We start from the raw sequence: 23287 nt of genomic DNA on the forward strand, positions 1-23287 counted from the left end.
TCCCGCGGCCGCCCGGACCCCCACTCTCCTCGGAGCTGACGATGCCTTCTGCCCACCACCAGCAACGCGCCACCGCCGGAACACCCCGCGTCGGCTCCGACCCGGGAACCGTCGTCGCACTCTTCCTCCGGCAGGCGGAGGCCAGCCCGGACACGGCCGCGGTGACGGGACCGGGCGGGGAACTGACCTACGCCGAGCTGGAGGACCGCTCCGCCCGCCTCGCCGGTCGGCTGCGGGACAACGGGGTGGGGCCGGAGTCGCAGGTGGCCCTGCTCCTGGAGCGCGGCGCCCACACCGTCGTGGCGATGCTGGCGGTGCTGCGCGCCGGCGGCGCCTACGTCCCCGTGCACGACGCGTTCCCACCCGAGCGGGTGCGCGCCCTGCTGGAGGAGACCGGCGCCGCCTGCGTCCTGACCGACCCGGCCTCCTCGCCCCGGCTGCCCGACCAGTGCCCCGCCCCCGTCCTGGATACCGGCACCGTCCACCAGCAGGCACCCGCTCATACCCCGCGGGCGGCGGACGCGGCGCTGCCGGGGCAGCTGGCCTACACCATGTTCACCTCCGGCTCCACCGGCCGGCCCAAAGGGGTGGCGGTGACCCACCGCGACGTGGTTCAGCTGGCCGCCGACCACCGGTGGTCGGCCCACGAGCGGGTGCTGTTCCACTCCTCGCACGCGTTCGACGCCGCCACCTACGAGGTGTGGGTGCCGCTGCTCAACGGCGGCACCGTCGTCGTCGCCCCGCCCGGACGCCTGGACACCGCCGGGCTGCGGCGGCTGGTGCGCGAGCACCACCCCCACGCCGCGTTCGTCACCGCCTCCCTGTTCACTCTGTTCGCCGGTGAGGGCCCCGCCTGCTTCTCCGGGATGCGCGAGGTCACCACCGGTGGGGAGGCCGCCAACATCCCCGCCGTGCGCAGGGTGCGGGACGCCTGCCCGGGACTGGTGGTCGCCAACGGCTACGGCCCCACCGAAACCACCACGTTCGCCACCCACCACCGGTTCCGCGCCGACCTCGCCGACGGCGACCCCGCCCCCATCGGCACGGGACTGGACGGGGCGCGGCTGCGTGTCCTCGACAGCGGGATGCGGCCGGTCCCCAGCGGCGGGACGGGAGAACTGTACGTGGGCGGGCCCGGAGTGGCCCGCGGTTATCTGGGTCGTGCGGGGTTGACGGCTGAGCGGTTCGTGGCTGATCCGTTCGTTTCGGGGGAGCGGATGTATCGCACCGGGGATCTGGTGCGGTGGGGCGCGGACGGGGAGTTGGAGTTCGTGGGTCGGTCGGATTCCCAGGTGAAGATCCGGGGGTTCCGGATCGAACCCGGTGAGGTCGAGGCCGCGCTCGCCGCCCTGCCCGGGGTGGGTGACGCCGCCGTCACCGTGCGCCCCGCCCCCTCGGGCGTGCGGCGCCTGCTCGGCTACGTCACCGCCGACCCCGGCGCGCCCGATCCCGACCCCGGCGAGCTGCGGGAGGCCCTGACCCAGCGCCTCCCCGACTACATGGTTCCGGCGGCGGTCACCGTGCTGGGGGCCATGCCGCTGAACGCCAACGGGAAAACCGACCACGCCGCCCTGCCCGACCCGACCGGCCCCGCCGGGGACACCACCCCGCCGCGCGACGCCACCGAACGGGTCGTCACCGAGGTGTTCGCCGAGGTTCTGGGCACGGACCGGGTCGGAGTGCACGACGACTTCTTCGACCTGGGCGGCGACTCCATCGTCGCGCTGCGCGCCCTCTCCCGCATCGCCGAACGGCTCGGTGCGGCCCCGGACCAGCGCACCCTGTTCCGCGACCGCACCGCCGCCGCGCTGGCCGCCGCCGGCATGGGTGAGGCGGGCGGCACCATCACACCCGCGGACCGCGGCGGGAGACTCCCGCTGTCGTTCGCGCAGCGCCGCCTCTGGTTCCTGGACCGCTACGACACTGCCAGCGTGGAGTACTACACCGGAACCGCCCACCGGATGCGCGGCCCGCTGGACACCGGCGCGCTGGCCCGCGCGCTGGAACGGCTCGCCCTGCGCCACGAGACCCTGCGCACCCGGTTCGCGGAGGTGGACGGGGAACCCGAGCAGCGCGTCGTCGCGCCCCGGGACCACACCCTCGCCCTGGAGACCACCGACCTCAGCCACCTGCCCGCCGAACAGCGGGACCGGAAGCTGGACGAGGCCCTGCTCGCCGAGGTGGAGACCCCGTTCGACCTGGAGAACGGCCCGGTGTTTCGCGCGGGGCTGTTCACCCTCGCGGCCGAGGACCACGTGCTCGTGCTGAGCGTGCACCACATCGCCAGCGACGGGTGGTCGCTGCGCGTCCTGGCGCGCGACCTCGGTGAGCTGTACCGCGTCGAGGCGGCGACGGACGGAGCGCGTCCGGACCTGCCCGAGCTGGACATCCAGTACGCGGACTTCGCCGCCCACGAGCAGCACGCGTGGGATCCCGGGGCCGTCGCGGACCGCGTCGCCTACTGGCGGCGCCAGCTGCACGACGTCCCCCCGCTGGCGCTGCCCACCGACCACCCCCGGCCCGACACCCGCACCACCGCCGGCGCCGTGCTGACGTTCGACCTCCCCGAGGAGGACACCGCCGCGCTGCGGGAACTCGGCCGCCAGCGCGGCACCACCCTGTTCGTGACGCTCGCCGCGGCGGTGCAGCTGCTGCTCGCCAACCAGTCCGGCAGCCGCGACGTCGCCCTCGGCGTCGCCACCGCCGGCCGGTCCCACCGCCAGGTCGAGGACCTCATCGGGTTCTTCGTCAACACCCTGGTGCTGCGGTCGCGCCTGGACGGCGGCGCCACGGTGGGGTCGTTCGTCGACGACGTCCGCACCACCGTCCTGGACGCCTTCGACAACGAGCTCCCGTTCGACCGCCTCGTGGACGCCCTGGACGTGGAGCGCGACCCCTCCCGCACCCCCCTCTTCCAGGCCATGATGGTGCTGCAGAACGCCTCCACCGAGGAGGTGGAGCTGCCCGGTCTGGACACCACCGAGGTGGCGCTGCCCCGCACCTCCTCCCTGTTCGACCTCGTGTTCGAGTTCGAGGAGCGCGGCGGCGGCCTCCGCGGCACGGTCGAGTTCAACACCGACCTCTTCCGCCGCGACACCGTCGCCCGGCTCGCCGAACGGTTCCGCCGCCTCGTCACCACCATCACCGACCGCCCCCACCAGCGGCTGGCCGCGCTGGAACCGCTGGCCGGCGCGGAACGCGAGGCGGTGCTCGAACGCTGCGGGTCCGGACCCGCCGGCCCGGCCGAGACGGTCGTGGCGCGCTTCGCGCGCCGCGCGGAGCACACCCCCCACGCGGTCGCGGTCACCGGCACCGGCGGTGACCTCACCTACGCCGAGCTGGCACAGCGCTCCCACCTGCTCGCCGGGGAACTCGCCGCCCGCGGCGTCACCAGCGCGAGCCCCGTCATGCTGGTGACCGAACGCGGCGCGCACACCGTCGTGGCGATGCTGGCGGTGCTGCGCGCCGGCGGCGCCTACGTCCCCGTGCACCCGGGCGACCCCGCCGAGCGGGTGCGGCTGCTGGCCGGAGAGACCGGCGCCGCCGCGGTCGTCACCGACCGGGACCGCGTCGAGCACGCCGCGGGGGCCGGTGGCCTGCCCACCGTCATCCTGGAACCCGGCGGAACCGTGGCCGGGACCACCGGCGCGGCCCCCACCACCGGCGCCGGGCACCACCACGGCGCCGTCGCGCCCGGCAGCGCCGCCTACACCATGTTCACCTCCGGATCCACCGGTGTGCCCAAGGGCGTCGTGGTCTCCCACGAGAGCATCGTCCGCCTGGCCGCCGACCACCGGTGGTCGGCCCACGAGCGGGTGCTGTTCCACTCCTCGCACGCGTTCGACGCCGCCACCTACGAGGTGTGGGTGCCGCTGCTGACCGGCGGCACCGTCGTCGTCGCCCCGCCCGGGCAGCTCGACGCCGACACGTTCGCCGAGGTGACCACCGCCTCCGGCGTGACGGCCGCGTTCCTCACCTCGGCACTGTTCAACCTGCTCGCGACCCAGGACCCGTCCTGCTTCGCCGGACTGCGCGAGGTGCTGACCGGCGGGGAGGCCGCCAACCCGCACGCCCTTCGCCGGGTCGCCGAGGCCGCGCCGCGCACCCGGCTGCACAACATCTACGGCCCCACCGAGATGACGACGTTCAGCACCGTCCACCCGGTGGCGGACGCGGAGGACATCCCCGACACCCTGCCCATCGGCGGCCCGCTGGACGGCACCCGGACCTACGTGCTGGACGCCTTCCTGCGCCCCGTACCCACCGGGGTGGTGGGTGAGCTCCACATCGGCGGCGCCGGCATGGCCCGCGGTTACCTGGGCCGTGCGCGGGTGACGGCCGAACGGTTCGTGGCCGACCCGTTCACGGTGGGGGAGCGGATGTACCGCACCGGGGACCTGGTGCGGTGGACCCCGCAGGGGGAGCTGGAGTTCGTGGGTCGGGCCGACGCCCAGGTGAAGATCCGCGGGTTCCGGATCGAACCCGGCGAGGTCGAGGCCGCGCTGCTGCGCCTGCCCGACGTCGCGGAAGCCGCCGTCACCGTGGTCACCGCCGCCAGCGGCGGGCGCCAGCTCGCCGGATACGTGGTGGAACGCGACAACCAGCGGCCGGTCGGGGTGGAACGCGTCCGCGCCGCGCTCGCCGAGGAGCTCCCCGAGTACATGGTCCCGGCCTCGCTGACCGCGCTGGACGCGTTGCCGTTGACGCCGAACGGGAAGACGGACTACCGGGCGTTGCCGGTTCCGGAGTGGGACGCGGTGGGTGAGGACTACCAGCCGCCGCGTTCGGAGACCGAGCGGGTGTTGGCGGAGGTGTTCGCCTCGGTTCTGGGTGTGTCCCGGGTGGGGGTGTTCGACGGGTTCTTCGCTCTGGGTGGGGATTCGATCCTGAGTATCCAGGTGGTGGCGCGGGCGCGGCGCCAGGGTGTGGTGGTGACGTCCCGGGACGTGTTCGCGCGGCCGACAGTGGCGGGCCTGGCCGAGGCGGCCCGGTGGGAGGAGACCGAGGCGGCCGCATCGGGCCCGGTGTCGGGTCCGGTGGCGGCGACGCCGATCGTGTCGTGGTTCTTCGCCTCCCACACGGTGGCCCCGGACCACTTCAACATGTCGGTGTCACTGGAACTGGAACCGGGCGCCGACGCGGGGACGACGGCCGAGGCGGTGGCGGCGCTGGCCGAGCACCACGACATGCTCCGCCTACGCGCCGACGACCAGCAGCAGATGCGGATCGCGGAACCCGCCCCGGACGCGGTCGCGTTCACCACCCTCGACCTGTCACAGGCCGGGGAGGCGGAACGCGCGCAGCGCACCGACGCGGAGATCCGGCGGGCCCAGGCCAGCCTCGACCTCGCGAACGGTCCGGTGCTGCGGGCGGTGTTCGTGGACGCCGGTGCGGACGCGGCGCCGCGCCTGGTGCTGGTGGCCCACCACCTGGTGGTGGACGGGGTGTCCTGGCGGATCCTGTTGGCCGACCTCACGCGCGCCTACCGCCAGCGGGAGGCGGGCCGGCCGGTGGACCTGGGGCCGCGGAGCACCCCCTTCCCGGTGTGGGCACGCGAACTGGCCCGGATGGTGGAGGCCGGGGACTTCGACGACGAGACCGACCACTGGACCACCAGCACGGCCGGCGCCGAACCCGAGGTGCCGCGCGACCACGACACGACCGGGAACGGCCCCATGTCCAGCCAGGACACGGTGTCGGTCACCCTCCCGTCCGGGACCGCCCGGGCGTTGCTGCGCACGGTCCCGGACGGGTTCCGGGTCCGGGTCGACGAGGCGCTGCTGGCGGCGCTGGCCCGCGTGGTGGGCGACTGGTCCGAGGCCCCACGGGTGGTGGTGGACATGGAGTCCCACGGCCGCGCCGAGGAGCTCGCGGGCGTCGACCTGTCGCGCACCGTGGGGTGGTTCACCAGCATGTTCCCGGTGGGGCTGGGCGTCGCCCCCTCGTGGGAGGAGCAGCTCCGGACCACCAAGGAGGAGGTGCGCTCGGTCCCCCGCACCGGCCTCGGTTTCGGCGCGTTGCGCTACCTGGGGTCGCCGGGCCAGCGGGAGGCTCTTGCCGGGGTGCCGACGCCGGCGGTGAGCTTCAACTACCTGGGCCGGTTCGACACCGCCAGCGACGGGGACGCCCCCTACACCTCCCTCACCCTGAACCCCGGCGGGGAGTACGCCCCCGCCGAGGAACGCCCGCACGTGCTGGACGTCGTCGGATGGCAGGAGGGCGACGGGATCACCCTGGACTGGATGTTCTCCCGCGACATCCACGATCCGGAGACGGTGCGTCGTCTCGCTGGGGAGTTCGTGTCGGCGGTGGAGGAGTTGGTGTCGTGGTGCCTGTCGGCGGGCTCGGGTGGTGTGGTGCCCTCGGACTTTCCGTTGGCGGGGTTGGACCAAGCGGGTGTGGACCGGGTCGCGGGTTCGGGCTCCGGTGTGGCCGACGTGTATGCGTTGACGCCGATGCAGCAGGGGATGGTGTTCCATTCGCTGTTGGAGCCGGATTCGAACGCGTATGTGGAGCAGGTCGTGGTCGAGGTGGAGGGGGTGTCCGACACGGCTGCTCTGGCGCGGGCCTGGCAGCGGGTGGTGGACGCGACGCCGGTGCTGCGCACCTCCATCGCCTGGCCCGACTCGGGCACACCGGTACAGGTGGTGCACACCGGGGCGGAACTCCCCGTCACCCGACTGGACTGGCGCTCCCGCGACACCGACGAGCGTTCCGCGGCGTTGTCGGCGTTGTTGGCTGAGGACGAGGCCGCGGGTGTGGATCTGCAGCGGGTGCCGCTGGTGCGGGTGGTGCTGGTGCGGGTGAGTGACACCCGGGTGGTGATGGTGTGGACGTTCCATCACGTGTTGGCGGACGGGTGGAGTCTTCCGCTGGTGGTGCAGGACGTGTTCGCGGCTTACCGGGGGTTGCCGGTGGGTGAGCGGATGCCGTTCCGGGAGTACGTGTCGTGGTTGTCGGGTCGGGACGCCGAGGCGGGGTTGTCCTACTGGCGCGGCGTACTCTCCGGAGTGGACGAGCCCACCCCGCTGCCCTACGACCGGACACCGGACCAGGTGCGCGCCGCCCGGTCGTCAGCGCGCGTGGAGCGTGTGGTTCCCGCGGAGGCCGCCGCCGACGTGCGGGAGTTCACCCGTTCTCAGGGTGTGACGGTGAACGCGGTGGTGCAGGGCGCCTGGGCGCTGGTGCTGTCGGCTTACTCGGGCCGTGACGATGTGGTGTTCGGTGCGACGACGTCGGGTCGTCCGGCCGAGTTGGCGGGTGTGGAGTCGGCGGTGGGGTTGTTCATCAACACGCTGCCGGTGCGGGTGCGCGTCGATCCTTCCGCCACCGCCGCCGACTGGCTCACCCGCGTGAACACCTCCCTGGTCGAGGCCCGCCAGTACGAGTACCTGCCGCTGTCGCGCGTCCAGGCGAGCTCCGACATGCCGGGCGAAACCCCGCTGTTCGACAGCCTGGTGGTGTTCGAGAACTACCCGGTGGACCAGGAGGCCGCGGCCGAGCACGGGCTGCGGGTGGAGAGCGTCACCGCCCACGAGGCCACCAACTACCCGCTCACCGTCGTCGCCTACGGCGGCGAGACGATCGAACTGCAGCTGAAGTACGACCCCGACCTGTTCGACACCGCCACCGCCGAGGCCGTGCTGGCCCGCCTCGCCGCCACCGTGGAACACCTCGTCAGCGACCCGCAGCGCCCCATCGTCCGGGTGCCGCTGTGCGAACCGGACGAGGAACGCCGCGCGCTCGCCCTCGGTTCCGGACAGCCGGCCGGCGACGGGCGCACCCTGCCCCAGCTGTTCGCCCACCACGCGCGGAACACCCCCCACGCGCCCGCGCTGGTGCTGGAACACGAGGAGTGGTCCTACGCCGAGCTGGACGCGCGCGCCCACGCACTGGCCCGCTACCTGCGCGGCCAGGGGATCGGTCGCGGCCACACCGTCGGCGTCGCCCTGAAACGCGGCCTCGACCTGGTCACCGCCCTGCTCGGCACGATGAAGGCCGGCGCCGCCTACCTGCCGATCGACCCGGACTACCCCGCCGAACGGCAACGGTTCGTCGTCACCGACGCCGCCGTGCCCGTCATCCTCACCGACGACGGGTGGTGTGACGGTCTGCCCGAGGGGCCGCGCCTGCTCACCGTCGCCGCGGCCCTCGCCGGTGACCCCGGAGGGGAGGAACCGCCCGACGACGGCGCCGCCGGTCCGGACGACGCCGCCTACACCATCCACACCTCCGGTTCCACCGGAAAACCGAAGGGCACCGTCGTCCCCCACCGGGGCGTGTCCGAACTCGCCGCGACGATGGCGCACCGGTTCGGCACCACCCCCGACTTCCGGGTGCTGCAGCTCGCCTCGCCCAGCTTCGACGCCTCCGTGATGGAGGTGCTCATGGCCTTCGGCGCCGGAGCCGCCCTCGCCGTCCCGCCGGCCGGTCCGCTCGTGGGCGAGGACCTCGCCGACGTCCTGACGCGCTACCGCGTGTCCCTCACCATCATCCCGCCGTCGCTGCTGGCCTCCGTGCCCGAGGGCGACTACCCCGACCTGCGCACCCTCGTCGTCGGGGCGGAGGCATGCTCGGCCGAGCTCGTGGACCGCTGGGCCCCCGGGCGGCGGATGGTCAACGCCTACGGCCCCACCGAGGCCACCATCGCCGCCTCCCTCAGCGACCCCCTTGCCGTGGGCCGCACCCCCGGCATCGGGCGTCCCGTCCAGGGCGCGCGGACCTACGTGCTGGACGTTTTCCTGCGTCCCGTGCCCACCGGGGTGGTGGGTGAGCTCCACATCGGCGGCGCCGGGGTCGGCCGCGGTTATCTGGGTCGTGCGGGGTTGACGGCTGAGCGGTTCGTGGCTGATCCGTTCGTTTCGGGGGAGCGGATGTATCGCACCGGGGATCTGGTGCGGTGGGGCGCGGACGGGGAGTTGGAGTTCGTGGGTCGGGCGGATTCCCAGGTGAAGATCCGGGGGTTCCGGATCGAACCCGGTGAGGTCGAGGCCGCGCTCGCCGCTCTGCCCGGGGTGCGCCAGGCTGCCGCCCTCGCCCGCGAGGACACCCCCGGTGTGCGCACCCTCGTCGGCTACGTCGCCGGCGAGGACGGCACCGCGCCCGACCCCGCCGAGCTGCGGTCGCGCCTGTCCTCGAGCCTGCCGAGCCACATGGTCCCCGCCGCCGTGGTCGTGCTGGACGCGTTGCCGTTGACGCCGAACGGGAAGACGGACTACCGGGCGTTGCCGGTTCCGGAGTGGGACGCGGCGGGTGACGACTACCAGCCGCCGCGTTCGGAGGTGGAACGCGTGTTGGCGGAGGTGTTCGCCTCGGTTCTGGGTGTGTCCCGGGTGGGGGTGTTCGACGGATTCTTCGCTCTGGGCGGGGATTCGATCCTGAGTATCCAGGTGGTGGCGCGGGCGCGGCGTGCCGGCGTGGTGGTGACGTCCCGGGACGTGTTCGCGCGGCCGACAGTGGCGGAACTGGCGCGGGCGGCCCACTGGGAGGAGTCGGGCCAGACCCCGGTGACGGGCCCGGTGTCGGGTCCGGTGGCGGCGACACCGATCGTGTCGTGGTTCTTCGCCTCCCACACCGTAGACCCGGACCACTTCACCATGTCGGTGTCACTGGAACTGGAACCGGGCGCCGACGCGGGGACGACGGCCGAGGCGGTGGCGGCGCTGGCCGAGCACCACGACATGCTCCGCCTGCGGGTGACCCGCGGACACGGCGGCGCCCCCGAACTAACCATCGCCGAGACACACGACCCCGCCCGCCTCGTCGACCACGTGGACGCCACTGCCGCCCGCGAGGACACCGACACCCTCACCCGGCACCACCGCGACCGGCTGAACGGCGCTATCGACCTCGCGAACGGTCCGGTGCTGCGGGCGGTGTTCGTGGACGCCGGTGCGGACGCGGCGCCGCGCCTGGTGCTGGTTGCCCACCACCTGGTGGTGGACGGGGTGTCCTGGCGGGTGCTGCTGTCCGACCTCACGCGCGCCTACCGCCAGCGGGAGGCGGGCCGGCCGGTGGACCTGGGGGAGAAGTCGACCCCGTTCCCGGTGTGGGCGCGGGAGCTGGCGCGGCTGGTGCACGAGGGCGTTTTCGACGACGAGACCGACTACTGGAACGACACCACCGCCGGAGCCGACCCCCGAATCCCCGTGGACACCCCCGGCGGTTCCAACCTGGTCGCCACCGAGGACACGGTCTCGGTGCGCGTACCGGCGGAGACCACCCGGGCGCTGCTGTTCGAGGTCGCCGAGTCGTTCCGGATCCGGGTGGACGAGGCGCTGCTGGCGGTGTTCGGCCGGGTGGTGTGCGGCTGGTCCGGCGCCCAGCGGACGATCGTGGACGTCGAGGGCCACGGCCGGGAGGACGTGGTCCCCGGCGTGGACGTGTCGCGCACCGTGGGGTGGTTCACCAGCATGTTCCCGGTGGTGGTGTCCTCCGCCGGCGACTGGGACAGCCAGCTCAAACACACGAAGGAGGGGCTGCGGTCGGTGCCGCGGCGCGGCCTCGGCTTCGGCGCGTTGCGCTACCTGGGGTCGCCGGGCCAGCGGGAGGCTCTTGCCGGGGTGCCGGCGCCGGCGGTGAGCTTCAACTACCTGGGCCGGTTCGACACCGCCAGCGACGGGGACGCCCCCTACACCTCCCTCACCCTCGACAGCTCCGAGAGCCCGGACGAGACCCGCGCCCACCTCCTCGACGTGGTCGCGCGCGTCGACGCCGACGAACAGCTCGTCCTTGACTGGGCCTTCTCCGACACCACCCACGATCCGGAGACGGTGCGTCGTCTCGCTGGGGAGTTCGTGTCGGCGGTGGAGGAGTTGGTGTCGTGGTGCCTGTCGGCGGGCTCGGGTGGTGTGGTGCCCTCGGACTTTCCGTTGGCGGGGTTGGACCAAGCGGGTGTGGACCGGGTCGCGGGTTCGGGCTCCGGTGTGGCCGACGTGTATGCGTTGACGCCGATGCAGCAGGGGATGGTGTTCCATTCGCTGTTGGAGCCGGATTCGAACGCGTATGTGGAGCAGGTCGTGGTCGAGGTGGAGGGGGTGTCCGACACGGCTGCTCTGGCGCGGGCCTGGCAGCGGGTGGTGGACGCGACGCCGGTGCTGCGCACCTCCATCGCCTGGCCGGGCTCCGGTGACCCCGTGCAGGTGGTGCACCGAGACGTGACGGTTCCGGTGGAGGAGAAGGACTGGCGGGACCGTTCCCCCGACCAACGGGACGCGGCGTTGTCGGCGTTGTTGGCTGAGGACGAGGCCGCGGGTGTGGATCTGCAGCGGGTGCCGCTGGTGCGGGTGGTGCTGGTGCGGGTGAGTGACACCCGGGTGGTTATGGTGTGGACGTTCCACCATGTTCTGGCGGACGGGTGGAGTCTGCCGCTGGTGGTGCAGGACGTGTTCGCGGCTTACCGGGGTGCCCCGGTGGGTGAGCGGATGCCGTTCCGGGAGTACGTGTCGTGGTTGTCGGGTCGGGACGCCGAGGCGGGGTTGTCCTACTGGCGCGGCGTACTCTCCGGAGTGCAGGACCGTACGCCGCTGCCCTACGACCGCGTGCCGCGCGACGTGCGCTCGGCGTCCTCCTCGGCGCGCGTGGAGCACGCGCTGCCGGACGGCGTCGCCGCCGACGTGCGGGAGTTCACCCGTGCTCAGGGTGTGACGGTGAACGCGGTGGTGCAGGGCGCCTGGGCGCTGGTGCTGTCGGCTTACTCGGGCCGCGACGATGTGGTGTTCGGTGCGACGACGTCGGGTCGTCCGGCCGAGTTGGCGGGTGTGGAGTCGGCGGTGGGGTTGTTCATCAACACGCTGCCGGTGCGGGTGCGCGTCGATCCTCCCGCCACCGCCGCCGACTGGCTCGGCACCATCCAGGAGGAGCAGGCGGCCGCCCGCGGCCACGACCACGTGTCCCTGGCACGCATCCAGAACGAGGCGGGCCTCTCCGGCGGTGCCCCGCTGTTCGACAGCCTGGTGGTGTTCGAGAACTACCCGGTGGACCAGGAGGCCGCGGCCGAGCACGGGCTGCGGGTGGAGAGCGTCACCGGAAACGACGCCACCAACTACCCCCTGACGCTCAGCGCCTACGCCGCCGACGACATCCGCTTCCTGCTGGGGCACGACCCCGAGCTGTTCGACACCGCCACGGCGCGGCGCCTGCTGGCCGACCTGGAACGGATCATCGCCTCCCTCACCGGCGACCCGGACCGGCCGCTGGGCCGCGTCGCCGGCGCCGACCCCCGGGAAGCCGCCGGGTTCGCGCACGGGCACCCGCTCGCCTCCCCCGAGGAGCCGGTCACCGAGGTGTTCGCGCGCCAGGCGCGCCGCACCCCCGACAGCACGGCCGTGGTCGGCCCGGACGGGCAGGGGTGGTCCTACGCCGAGCTGGACACCCGCTCCGAGTCCGTCGCCGAGCTGCTGCGCTCCCGCGGCGTCGGGCACGACTCCCGGGTGGTGCTGCTGATGCCGCGCTCGGCCGAACTGGTCGCGGCCATGCTCGGCGTCCTCAGGACCGGCGCCGCCTACGTGCCGGTGCACGACTCCGCCCCCGAGGAACGCGTGGCGGAACTCGCCCGCGGCGCGGGCGCCACCGTCGCCGTCACCGACCCGGACCGCACCGGGCGGTTCACCGAGGCACCGGAGCTGGACCTGGTCACCTACGGCCCCGGGGCGGACCCGCGTCCCGTGTCCGCAACCCCGGCGGCGCCACCGGCACCACCCCCGGGCCGGGTGCCCGCGGGCGCCGCCGCCTACACCATGTTCACCTCCGGATCCACCGGTGTGCCCAAGGGCGTCGTGGTGGAGCACCGCAACGTCACGGCGCTCGCGGCCGACCACCGGTGGTCGGCCCACGAAAGGGTGCTGTTCCACTCCCCGCACGCGTTCGACGCCGCCACCTACGAGGTGTGGGTGCCGCTGCTCAACGGCGGCACCGTCGTCGTCGCCCCCGACAGCGACCTCTCGCCGGACACCGTCCGGGCCAGTGCCGCCAAGGACGGCGTGACCGCCGCGTTCGTCACCACCTCCCTGTTCAACCTGCTGGCGCACCAGGACCCGGAGTGCTTCGCGGGCCTGCGCGAGGTGTGGAACGGCGGTGAGGCGGCAGACCCCGAGGCGTGCGCACGCGTGGCGCGCGCCTGCCCGGACACCGCGGTCGTCAACGCCTACGGCCCCACGGAGACCACGACCTTCGCCACCTGCGCGCCGATGACCGACGAGGACACGCCAGGCGGGACGCCACCCATCGGACGGCCCCTGGACGGGACCCGCTGCTACGTCCTCGACCCCGCCCTGCGCCGGGTGCCCGCGGGAGCCACCGGAGAGCTGTACCTGGCCGGCGCCGGGAACGCCCGCGGCTACGAGGGACAACCCGGCCTGACGGCGGAACGGTTCGTCGCCGACCCGTTCACCCCCGGCGCTCGGCTGTACCGCACCGGCGACGCCGCGCGGTGGGACGCCGACGGCCAGCTCGAGTTCCGCGGCCGCCTGGACGACCAGGTCAAGATCCGCGGACACCGGATCGAACTGGGCGAGGTGGAGAACGCCCTCGCCCGCTGCGCCGGGGTGGCCCAGGCGGCCGCCGCCGTGGTGGAACGGCCCTCCGGCGGGAGGGCGCTGGCGGCCTACCTCACCCCCGCCGACGGGCACGACCCCGCACCGGAGTCCGTCACCGGGGAGCTCTCCCGAACCCTGCCCGCCTACATGGTGCCCGCCGTGGTCACCGTGCTGCCGGAGCTTCCGCTCACCCGCAACCGGAAGGTCGACCGGCGGGCCCTGCCCGAGCCCGCCTGGGCGCACGGCGGCGACGGCCCCGCCCACGAGGAGCCGGAGACGGTGACGGAGGAGGTCATCGCCGACACCTGGTGCCGGGTCCTCAACCAGGACCGGGTGGGCCGCGCCGACAACTTCTTCGACATGGGCGGCGACTCCGTCACCAACATCCGGGTGGTGGCCGAACTCGGCGACACCCTGGGCGTCACCGTGCCCACCCGGACCCTGTTCGACCACCAGACCCTGCGGGAGTACGCGGCGGCCGTGGAGGACCTCCTCCTGGAACAGCTCGCCACCTGACCCCGACGCGACACCGGGGCCGCGCCCACCAGCGCGTCCCCTCCTCCGCGATCCGACCACCCCCACGACAGTGCAACGAGGACCGGACCATGACAGACGCGTCCGACGACGCCACCACCGCGGGCGCCCCCCGGCGCTCAGCGGCGGACCAGGAACGCGCCCGCGCCGAGCTCCGGCGCCGGCTCCAGGCCGGGAAAGGCGGCCGCGACGAGGGGATACCGACCGTGCCCCGCGACGGCGACATCCCCCTCGCCCCGGCGCAGCAGCGCCTGTGGGTACTGGACCGGATGGACCCGGGCCGGGCCGACTACAACTCCGGGTTCGCGCTCGACCTGCGCGGCGACCTCGACCCGGACGCGCTCGCCCGCGCCCTGACCGCGCTCGTGCACCGGCACGAGGCGCTGCGCACCACCTTCCGCGACGCCGACGGTCAGGGCCGCCAGGTCGTCGGTCCCCCCTACGACGTGGCGCTGCCGACCACCGGTGAGACACCAGCTACCGAGGAGGAGCTGCACGACCTGGTGCGGCGCCACTACGCCGAACCGTTCGACCTGGAGACCGGGCCGCTGCTGCGCTGCCGCCTGTTCCCCGCCGGCGAGCGCCGCCACGTCCTGCTCGTCGTCCTGCACCACATCGTCACCGACGGCTGGTCACTGGCCCTGTTCCGCACCGAGCTCGACCGGCTGTACTCCGCCGCCGCGGCCGCCCCGGAGCGCCAACCCGCCGAGCTGGCCGGCGAGCTGGAACCGCTTCCCGCCCAGTACGCCGACTACGCCGCCTGGAAGCGCTCCGCCGAGGCCGAGGAACGCCGCGAACGCGAACTGGCCTACTGGCGCGACCGGCTCGCCGGAGCCCCCCAACTGGAGTTCCCCACCGACCGGCCCCGACCGCCGGCGCGCAGCATGCGCGGCGCCACCCACCGGTTCCGCGTCCCCGCCGACGTCACCACCGAGCTGGAACAGCTCGCCAAGGAGCGCGGCGCCAGCCTGTTCCTGGTGCTGCTGGCCGGCTCCCACCTCGCCATGGGGCGGTGGTGCCGCACCGACGACGTGGTGCTGGGCACCGTCACCTCCGGGCGCGCCGACCCGCGCCTGCACCACATGATGGGCTTCTTCGTGAACACGCTGGCCCTGCGCGGCAGTGTCGACGAGACCCGCACCTTCGCCGAGCACCTGGACCGCACCCGCGAGGAGGCCCTGTCCGACCTCGACCACGCCGAGGTGCCGTTCGACACCGTCGTGGACGCGGTCCTGGCGGAGCGCGACCCGGCCGTCCCGCCGCTGGTGCAGGCCGCGGTGGTGTTCCAGGACGCCACCAGCGCCACCGGGCCCGGCCTGGGCGACCTCGACGCCGCGACGTTCCCGGTGCGGCGCGAACACGCCGTATTCGACCTCACCCTGGAGTTCCAGCGGGACGCCGAGGGGGTGGAGGCCTCCGTCGAGTTCAACACCGACATCCTCGACGCCGCCACGGTGGAGCGGTTCGCCGAGGGGCTGCGCACCCTCCTCAGCCGGGCCCGCGACCCGCGCCCGCTGCACCGGTCCGGAGGCGTCCCCGCCACCGGCGGCGCCGAGGCCGCGGTCGACACCGCCCCCGGTGTCCCGCACCGCACCCTGGGCGACCTCCTCGCTGAGCAGGCCCGCGCGCGCCCCGACGCCCCGGCCCTGGTCGGTGCGGAGGGCACCGTCACCTTCGCCGAGCTGGACGAGCGCGCCGCCCGCCTCGCCGGGTACCTGCGCGACCAGGGGGTGCGGCGCGGCGACCGGGTCGGGGTGTGCATGGAGCGCGGCACCGACCTGGCCACCGCGCTGGCGGCCGTCACCCGCGCCGGCGCCGCCTACCTGCCGCTGGACCCGCAGTACCCCGGCGACCGGCTGTCCCACATGGTCGCCGACGCGCGGCCGCGGCTCGTCATCACCACCGGCGACGCCGCCGACGGCCTGGCGGGTGAGGTGCCGCTGCTGCGCCTGGACCACCAGCGGGACGACACCGCCGCCGCCACACCGCTGCGGGACACTCCCACCGTGGCCGACACCGCCTACGTCATCTACACCTCCGGCTCCACCGGGCGCCCCAAAGGGGTGCTGGTGCCGCACCGGGGGCTGACCGCCCTGGTGCACACCCAGGGGGAACGCATGGGGGTCGGCCCCGGAGCGACCCTGCTGCAGTTCGCCTCGCCCAGCTTCGACGCCTCCATCGCCGAACTCCTGGTGGCGCTGCTGAACGGCGCCACCGCCGTGCTGCTGCCGTCGGACACCCTCACCGGCCGGGGGCTGCCGGAGACCCTGCGGGAGCACGCCGTCACCCACGTCACCCTGCCTCCCGCGCTGCTGTCCGGGCTGGACTCCGACGAGCTGGGCCCCGTCACCGACCTCCTCGTCGCCGGTGAGGCCTGCTCCGGCGAGCTGGCCGGGCGGTTCACGGCCCAGCGCCGCGTGTACAACGCCTACGGCCCCACGGAGACCACGGTGTGCGCCACCATGAGCGACCCGCTCGCCGGCGCCGCCACCCCGCCGCTCGGGGCGGCGGTCGCCGGAACCCGCCTGTACGTGCTGGACCCGTGGCTGCGGCCCGTGGACGAGGGTTCGGCGGGGGAGCTGTACATCGCCGGCGACGGCCTCGCCCACGGGTACTGGAATCGGGCCGGGCTCACCGCCGGCCGGTTCGTCGCCGACCCGTTCGGCCAGCCCGGGGCGCGCATGTACCGCTCCGGCGACGTGGTCCGCCGCGCCCCCGGCGGGCGGCTGGAGTTCCTCGGCCGCGCCGACGACCAGGTCAAGATCCGCGGCCACCGGATCGAACCGGGCGAGGTCGATGCGGTGCTGGCGGAACTGCCCGAGGTGGAGCAGGCCGCCGTCACCGTGGACGGCACCGGCCCCAACCGGCGCCTGGTGTGCCACGTCACCGCCGCCACCGACCCGCCGCCCACCCCCGACCGGCTGCGGGACCTGGCCGCCGGGGCGCTGCCCGGCTACATGCGACCCGCCGCGTTCGTCGTTCTGGACGCGATGCCGGTGACCGCCAACGGCAAGACCGACCGGGCGGCGCTGCCGCCGGTGGACTGGTCCGCCCAGTCGGGCGCCGGGCACGTCGAGCCCCGCACCCCCACCGAACGCGACCTCGCCGCGATCTGGCGCGACGTGCTGGACACCGGCGAGGTCGGCGTCCACGACGGGTTCTTCCGCGTAGGCGGGGACTCGGTCGGTGTGCTGCGGATGCTGTCCCGCCTCGCCGACACGTTCGGCGTCCAGCTGTCCGCCCGCACCGTGTTCGACCACCCCACCGTGGCCGACCTCGCCGCCGTCGTCGACGCGCGGACACCCGACGCCACCCGGGAGGCCGCCCTCACCCCCGGCCTCGCCCCTCCCGCCGGGGAGGGCCACGCCCCGCTGTCCGCGGTGCAGCGGCGCCTGTGGTTCCTCGACCAGTACGGGTCGGGCAGCGCCGAGTACAACTCCGGCGGGGCGCTCCGCCTGCGGGGGCCGCTGGACGGGCGGGCGCTGCGCCGCGCCCTGGCCGCCCTCACCCACCGCCACGAGACCCTGCGGACCTCGTTCGCCACCCGCGACGGCGCGCCCGTCCAGGTGGTCCACGACCATGTGGACATCACCCCCGAGACCGCCGACCTGTCCGGTCTCGCCCCCGAACGGCGCGACGGAGAGCTGCAGCGGCTGCTGGACGAGTGCATGCAGCGGACGTTCGCGTTCGACACGGCACCGCTGGTGCGGGCGCTGCTGGTGACGCTGGACGAGCGCGACCACGTCCTCATGCTGGCGCTGCACCACATCATCATGGACGCGTGGTCGATGTCGGTGCTGAACCGCGAGTTCGGCCGCCTCTACCAGGCGGCCGCGGCCGACCCCGCGGCCGAGCCCCGCGAGCTGCCCCGGGCGGCGGGGCTGGAACCGCTGGAACTGCGCTACGCTGACGTCGCCGTGTGGCAGGACCGCTTCCTGGAGTCCGACCGGTTCCACGACCAGCTCGCCCACTGGACCGACCGGCTCGCCGGAGCGCAACCGCTGGACCTGCCCACCGACCATCCCCGGCCGCCGGTGCGGCGCGGCCGCGGCGAGACCCGCACCCTCACCTTCCCCGCCGACCTGGTGGCCGGGATGCGCGACCTGGAGACGCAGCGCGGGATCACCCGGTTCATGCTGGTCACGGCGGCGGTGCAACTGGTCCTAGCCCGCTACACCGGCCAGGACGACATCACCATCGGCACGGTCACCTCCGGCCGCGACCGCACCGAACTGGAGAACATCGTCGGGTTCTTCACCAACACCGTGGCGCTGCGCACCCGCGTCGACGAGACCGAGACCGCCGCGCGCCTCCTCGACCGGGTGCGCGACACCCTGCTGGAGGCGTTCGAGCACGACGACGTCCCCTTCGACTCCGTCGTGGACGCCATCGCGCCCGAACGCGACCCCTCCCGCCCCACCCTGGTCCAGGCGCTGGTGTCGCTGCAGAACGCCCCCAGGGAGGAGGTGGACATCGCCGGGCTCGCCATCACCGACCACCCGCTGACGCGGCGGCACTCCCTGTTCGACCTGAGCCTGGACGTCACCGCGGACGGCGAGGACCTCCTCGGCGCGGTCGAGTACGACACGGACCTGTTCGACCCCGCCACCATCGACCGGTTCGCCGAGCACGTGCAGACCGTCCTGCGCGCCTGGACCCGCGACCCCGAGGCGCCGTTGCGCACCCTGGACCTGTCGCCGCCCGAGGAACGCGCGCGCCTCCTGACGGCCGGCACCCCCCGCCCCGCCACCGCCGGAAGCGAGCACGTCCTCGCCCCGCTGGCGGAACACGCCACCGCCCGGCCGGACAGCCCGGCGGTCACCGGCACGGACGCCACCCTGACGTTCGCCGGTCTCCACGCGCGGGTGAACACCCTCGCCCGCGCCCTCCTCACCGACGGTGTCGGCCCCGGCGACCGGGTGGCGGTGTTCCTGCCCCGCGGTGCCGAGGCCGTCGCCGCGCTGTTCGCGGTGCTGCGCGCCGGCGCCGCCTACGTGCCGGTCGAACCGGGAGGGCCCGAAGAGCGGGCCCGGTCCGTACTGGCCACCTCCGGGGCGGTGCGCGCGCTGGCCACCAGCGCCACCGCCGCGACCGTCCCGGAGGGCACCGGGCTGCCGGTGACCACGGTGGACACCGTCGCCACCGACCCCGGCGCCGCGCCGGTGACCGACCGGGAACGGCCCCGGCCGCTGCGCGACGGCCACCCCGCCTACGTGATGTACACGTCCGGCTCCACCGGCACCCCCAAGGGCGTCGTCGTCACCCACGGCAACCTCCGCGCCATGGCGGCCGCCTACCACGCGGCGGTGCTGGAACCCCAGCGCGCCGCCGAACGGGAGCTCACCGCCGCCCACCTGGCCGCCTGGACGTTCGACGCCTCCTGGGACCCGCTGGTGTGGCTGCTGAACGGCCACCACCTGCACGTCATCGACGAGGACACCCGCACCGACGTGGAGGCCCTCAACCGCTACCTGCACGACAACCGCGTCGACTACCTCGACACCACCCCCTCCTACCTGGCGCAGCTGGTGTCGGCGGGGCTGCTGGAGGACGACCACCACCCGCTGGCGGTGCTCACCGTCGGAGCCGAACCCCTCGACGACGCGCTGATGGAACGGCTCAACGCCGGGAACGCCGCCGTGTACAACCTCTACGGCCCCACCGAGAACACCGTGAACAGCACGGTGTGGCGGGTGCGGCCCGCCCACCGGCCCCTCATCGGCCACCCCCTGCCGGGCACAGGCGCGTACGTCCTGGACGGGTGGCTGCGCCCCGTCCCGCCCGGTGTGCCCGGCGAGCTCTACCTCTCCGGGGAGTGCCTCGCCGCCGGGTACGACCAGCGGCCCGGCCTGACGGCCGAACGGTTCGTCGCCAACCCGTTCGGCGGCGGCGACCGGCTGTACCGCACCGGCGACATCGTCCGGTGGTCCAACAGCGGCGGCCTGGAGTTCCACGGCCGCGACGACGCCCAACTGAAGATCCGCGGGTTCCGCATCGAACCCGGCGAGGTGGAGGCCGCCCTCACGGCGATGCCGGGGGTGCGCTCCGCCGCCGTCATCGCCGACGAGACCGCCACCGGCGCGCGGCGCCTCGTCGGCTACGCCGTCGCCGACCCCGGAACCGAACCGCCCGCCCCCGGCGACATCCGCACCTGGGCGGCCCAGCGCCTGCCCGGCTACATGGTTCCGGCGGCGGTGGTGCTCGTGGACGAGATCCCGCTGACCGCCAACGCCAAACTCGACCGTTCGGCCCTGCCCGCCGTGGACGACGACGCGTTCACCACCGCCGACTACACCCCGCCCTCCGGGACGACGCAGCGCATCCTCGCCGAGGAGTGGAGCGAACTGCTGGGGGTGGGCCGCGTCGGCGCGCACGACAACTTCTTCAACCTCGGCGGCGACTCCATCCTCAGCATCCAGCTGGTGTCGCGGGCGCGCCGCCGCGGCATCGAACTCACGTCCAAGGACGTGTTCGTGCGCCAGACCCTCGCCGCGCTCGCGGCCGCCGTCGACGAGCGCGACACCGGCACCTCCGCGCCGGACACCACCGACGCGGCGGAGGCCGTCACCGGCGAGGTGCCGCTGACCCCCGTGCACCGGTGGTTCCTCGACCACCACCGCCACGCCCCCCACCACTTCGACATGTCGCTGCTGGTGGAGCTCACCGACGGCGCCGACCCGGACACCCTCGCCCGCGCGCTCCGGCACGTGGTGGACCACCACCCCATGCTGCGGCTGCGCGTGGACGACACCGGCGGCGAGTGGCGCCAGCACGTGCTGGCCGACGCCGACTCCGGACAGTCGGTCCACGTCGTCGACGCCACCGGCCTGGACGACAACGAGCTGGACCGCGCCGTCGCCGAACGGGCGGCCCGCGTCCGGCCGCCGTCCCGGCTGAGCCAGGGGCCGCTGTTCGACGCGTTCGTGTTCACCACCAGCGGCGACAGGCCGGGCCGCCTCCTGCTGTCCGCCCACCACCTCACCGTCGACGGGGTGTCGTGGCGCGTGCTCCTGGAGGACCTCGCCACCGCCTACGCCCAGCTCGACGCCGGCGAACCGATCGAGCTGGGCCCGGCGACGACACCGTTCCCCCAGTGGGCGCGGCGCCTGGTCCAGCACACCCGCGACGGCGGGTTCGATCCGGACGCCGAGCAGTGGGAGGCCATCGCCGCCGACACCGGCGGCGACATCCCCGTGGACAGCGACAGCGGACCCAACGACGTCGCCTCCGAGGCCACCGCCGTCTCCACCCTCACCGCCGAACAGACCCGCACCCTCCTGCGGACGGTGCCGGGCCGGTTCCGCAGCCGCGTCGACGACGTCCTCCTCGCTGCCCTCGGGAAGACCGTCACCGACTGGAGCGACACCTCCCGCCTGCGGGTGGAGAAGGAGGGGCACGGCCGCGAGGACCTCTTCGACGACGTCGACCTGTCCCGCACGGTCGGCTGGTTCACCACGATCTACCCCGTGCTGCTGGACCTGCCCGGAGAGAACGACTGGGCCCGCACCATCGCCGCGGTGAAACAGCAGGTCCGCGCCGTGCCGCCCGGCATCGGGTTCGGCGCGCTGCGCTACCTGGACGACCGGCCCGCCTCCGGGACGCTGGCCGCCATGCCGACCCCGCCGGTGAGCTTCAACTACCTGGGGCAGTTCGACCCGGGCGCCGGGCAGGAGCCGGTGGGACGGCTGCTGGACACCCCCAGCGGCGACCACGCGCCCCAGGAGGAGCGCCCCACCCTCCTCGACGTCACCGGCGGGGTGCGCGAGGAGCGGCTGGAGTTCGTGTGGACCTACTCCACCAACCGGCACCACCCCGACACGGTGGAACGGCTCGCCGCCGCGTTCACCGCGGCGCTGCGGGAGCTCGTGGACTCGGCCGACCGAAACCCCGGCCGCGGTGCCAGAGCCGCGGGCCGGAAACAGTAACCCGAGGAGAGGTGAGAAGGATGAGCAACCCCTTCGAGCAGGACGACGCCGCCTACCTGGTGCTGGTGAACGGCGAGGGGCAGCACTCGCTGTGGCCCGCGTTCGCCGAGGTGCCCGACGGGTGGGAGGTGGCGCTGGGCGAGTCGTCCCGCGCCGACGCGCTGGACTACGTCGAGCGCAACTGGACCGACATGCGCCCGGCGAGCCTCGTCGCCGAACTCGACGGCCAGTGACGGCCGGGCGGTAACGACCCTCGACCGCCGGCGGCCGCCGGGGAACCCCCACCTCCGGCGGCCGCCGGCACGCGGTCACGCCGGCTGGCTCAGCGGGCCGTCCAGGTGCGGGCCGGGGAGTTCCCCGCCCGCGTCGGCGCCGTGGCTGTGCAGCAGCGCCACACCCAGCCGGGTGACCTGGTGCCGCACCCGGTTCTGGTCCCGGGACGTCGTGATCAGCCCGGCGTCGCGCAGGACCGCGGTGTGCTCGCTGATCGTGGTGGGGGACACGTACAGCGCCGCGGCGAGCTCGCTCGTGGACATGGGCGTCACCACCTCGGCCAGGATCGCCGCCCGGGTCTGGCCCAGCAGGCGGCTCAACCGCTCCGACCCGGGCCGCGACTCCGACACGAGGGAGTCGATGGCCTCGTAGGAGTCGAAGGCGGGGAACACCAGCGCGGGGCGGGGCCCCTGCCCGGACGCCGCCGGCAGGAGTACCAGCCGCGGCCCGGACTCCAGGAACACGGACGGCAGCAGCGGCAGCCCCGCACCGCCGGTACGGACCTCGCCGCTGCCGCCGTCGGCCAGCTCCAGCCGGCCCCCGTTCCACCGCGCCCGGTCACCGAGCCGCTCCAGCGCGGCGGCCGCCCCCCGGGAGGCGACCAGCCTCCCGTAGCGGGCGCTGGCCTCCGTCTGCAACGCCCGGAGGCGCCCCTCGAACGGGAGAACGGCGGTGTGCAGCACCCGCGACAGCACGGCCGCGGTGGACTGCAGCCGCGCCGACCCCTCCGGGGGAGGGGTGCGGATGGGCTCGCCGCTCCCGGGTTCCGGAAGGAGCCACGACAACGCCTCCGGCGCGTGCGCCGAGGCGTCCGCCAGGTCCGAACGCACGACCGCGAGCGACGCGAGCCGGTTGCGCGCGTAACGGCTCCACCCCCGGTTGCGTTGCGCGTCGGCCAGCAGGCGCTCGATCGCGTGGACGGTCTCGATGAGCACGGGGGTCGTCCCCGCGAAACGGACCCGTCCCATGTCCTCGGGGGTGAGGCGGATGCTCGACAACTACGCATTCCTTTCGCGCGAC

The 23287-nt window shown here is 74.2% G+C and carries 4 protein-coding genes; 3 read left to right on the forward strand and 1 reads right to left on the reverse strand.

Annotated elements, in window-relative coordinates; translation table 11 throughout:
• The first annotated feature begins 41 nt into the window (after nucleotides 1-41).
• The 3 genes from FHX37_RS22040 to FHX37_RS22050 all read left to right on the forward strand — a co-directional run bounded on the left by FHX37_RS22040 (nucleotide 42) and on the right by FHX37_RS22050 (nucleotide 22227).
• Entirely contained in the window at nucleotides 42-14051 is a 14010-nt protein-coding gene (locus FHX37_RS22040) for a non-ribosomal peptide synthetase (protein ID WP_141926202.1), read from the forward strand.
• A gap of 89 nt (nucleotides 14052-14140) precedes the next feature.
• A complete protein-coding gene (locus FHX37_RS22045) occupies nucleotides 14141-21994 on the forward strand; it encodes a non-ribosomal peptide synthetase (RefSeq protein ID WP_141926203.1) in 7854 nt (2617 codons plus the stop codon).
• Between the two features lie 20 nt (nucleotides 21995-22014).
• Nucleotides 22015-22227, forward strand: a complete 213-nt coding sequence (locus FHX37_RS22050) for an MbtH family protein (RefSeq protein ID WP_141926204.1) — start codon at nucleotides 22015-22017, stop codon at nucleotides 22225-22227.
• A 75-nt stretch (nucleotides 22228-22302) separates the two neighbouring features.
• Here FHX37_RS22050 and FHX37_RS22055 read toward each other — a convergent pair whose 3' ends face one another.
• Complete coding sequence (locus FHX37_RS22055; RefSeq protein WP_141926205.1) at nucleotides 22303-23265, reverse strand: ArsR family transcriptional regulator; 963 nt, start codon at nucleotides 23263-23265, stop codon at nucleotides 22303-22305.
• Between the last annotated feature and the right edge of the window lie 22 nt (nucleotides 23266-23287).

The organism is Haloactinospora alba (assembly GCF_006717075.1).
Classification (GTDB): Bacteria; Actinomycetota; Actinomycetes; order Streptosporangiales; family Streptosporangiaceae; genus Haloactinospora; species Haloactinospora alba.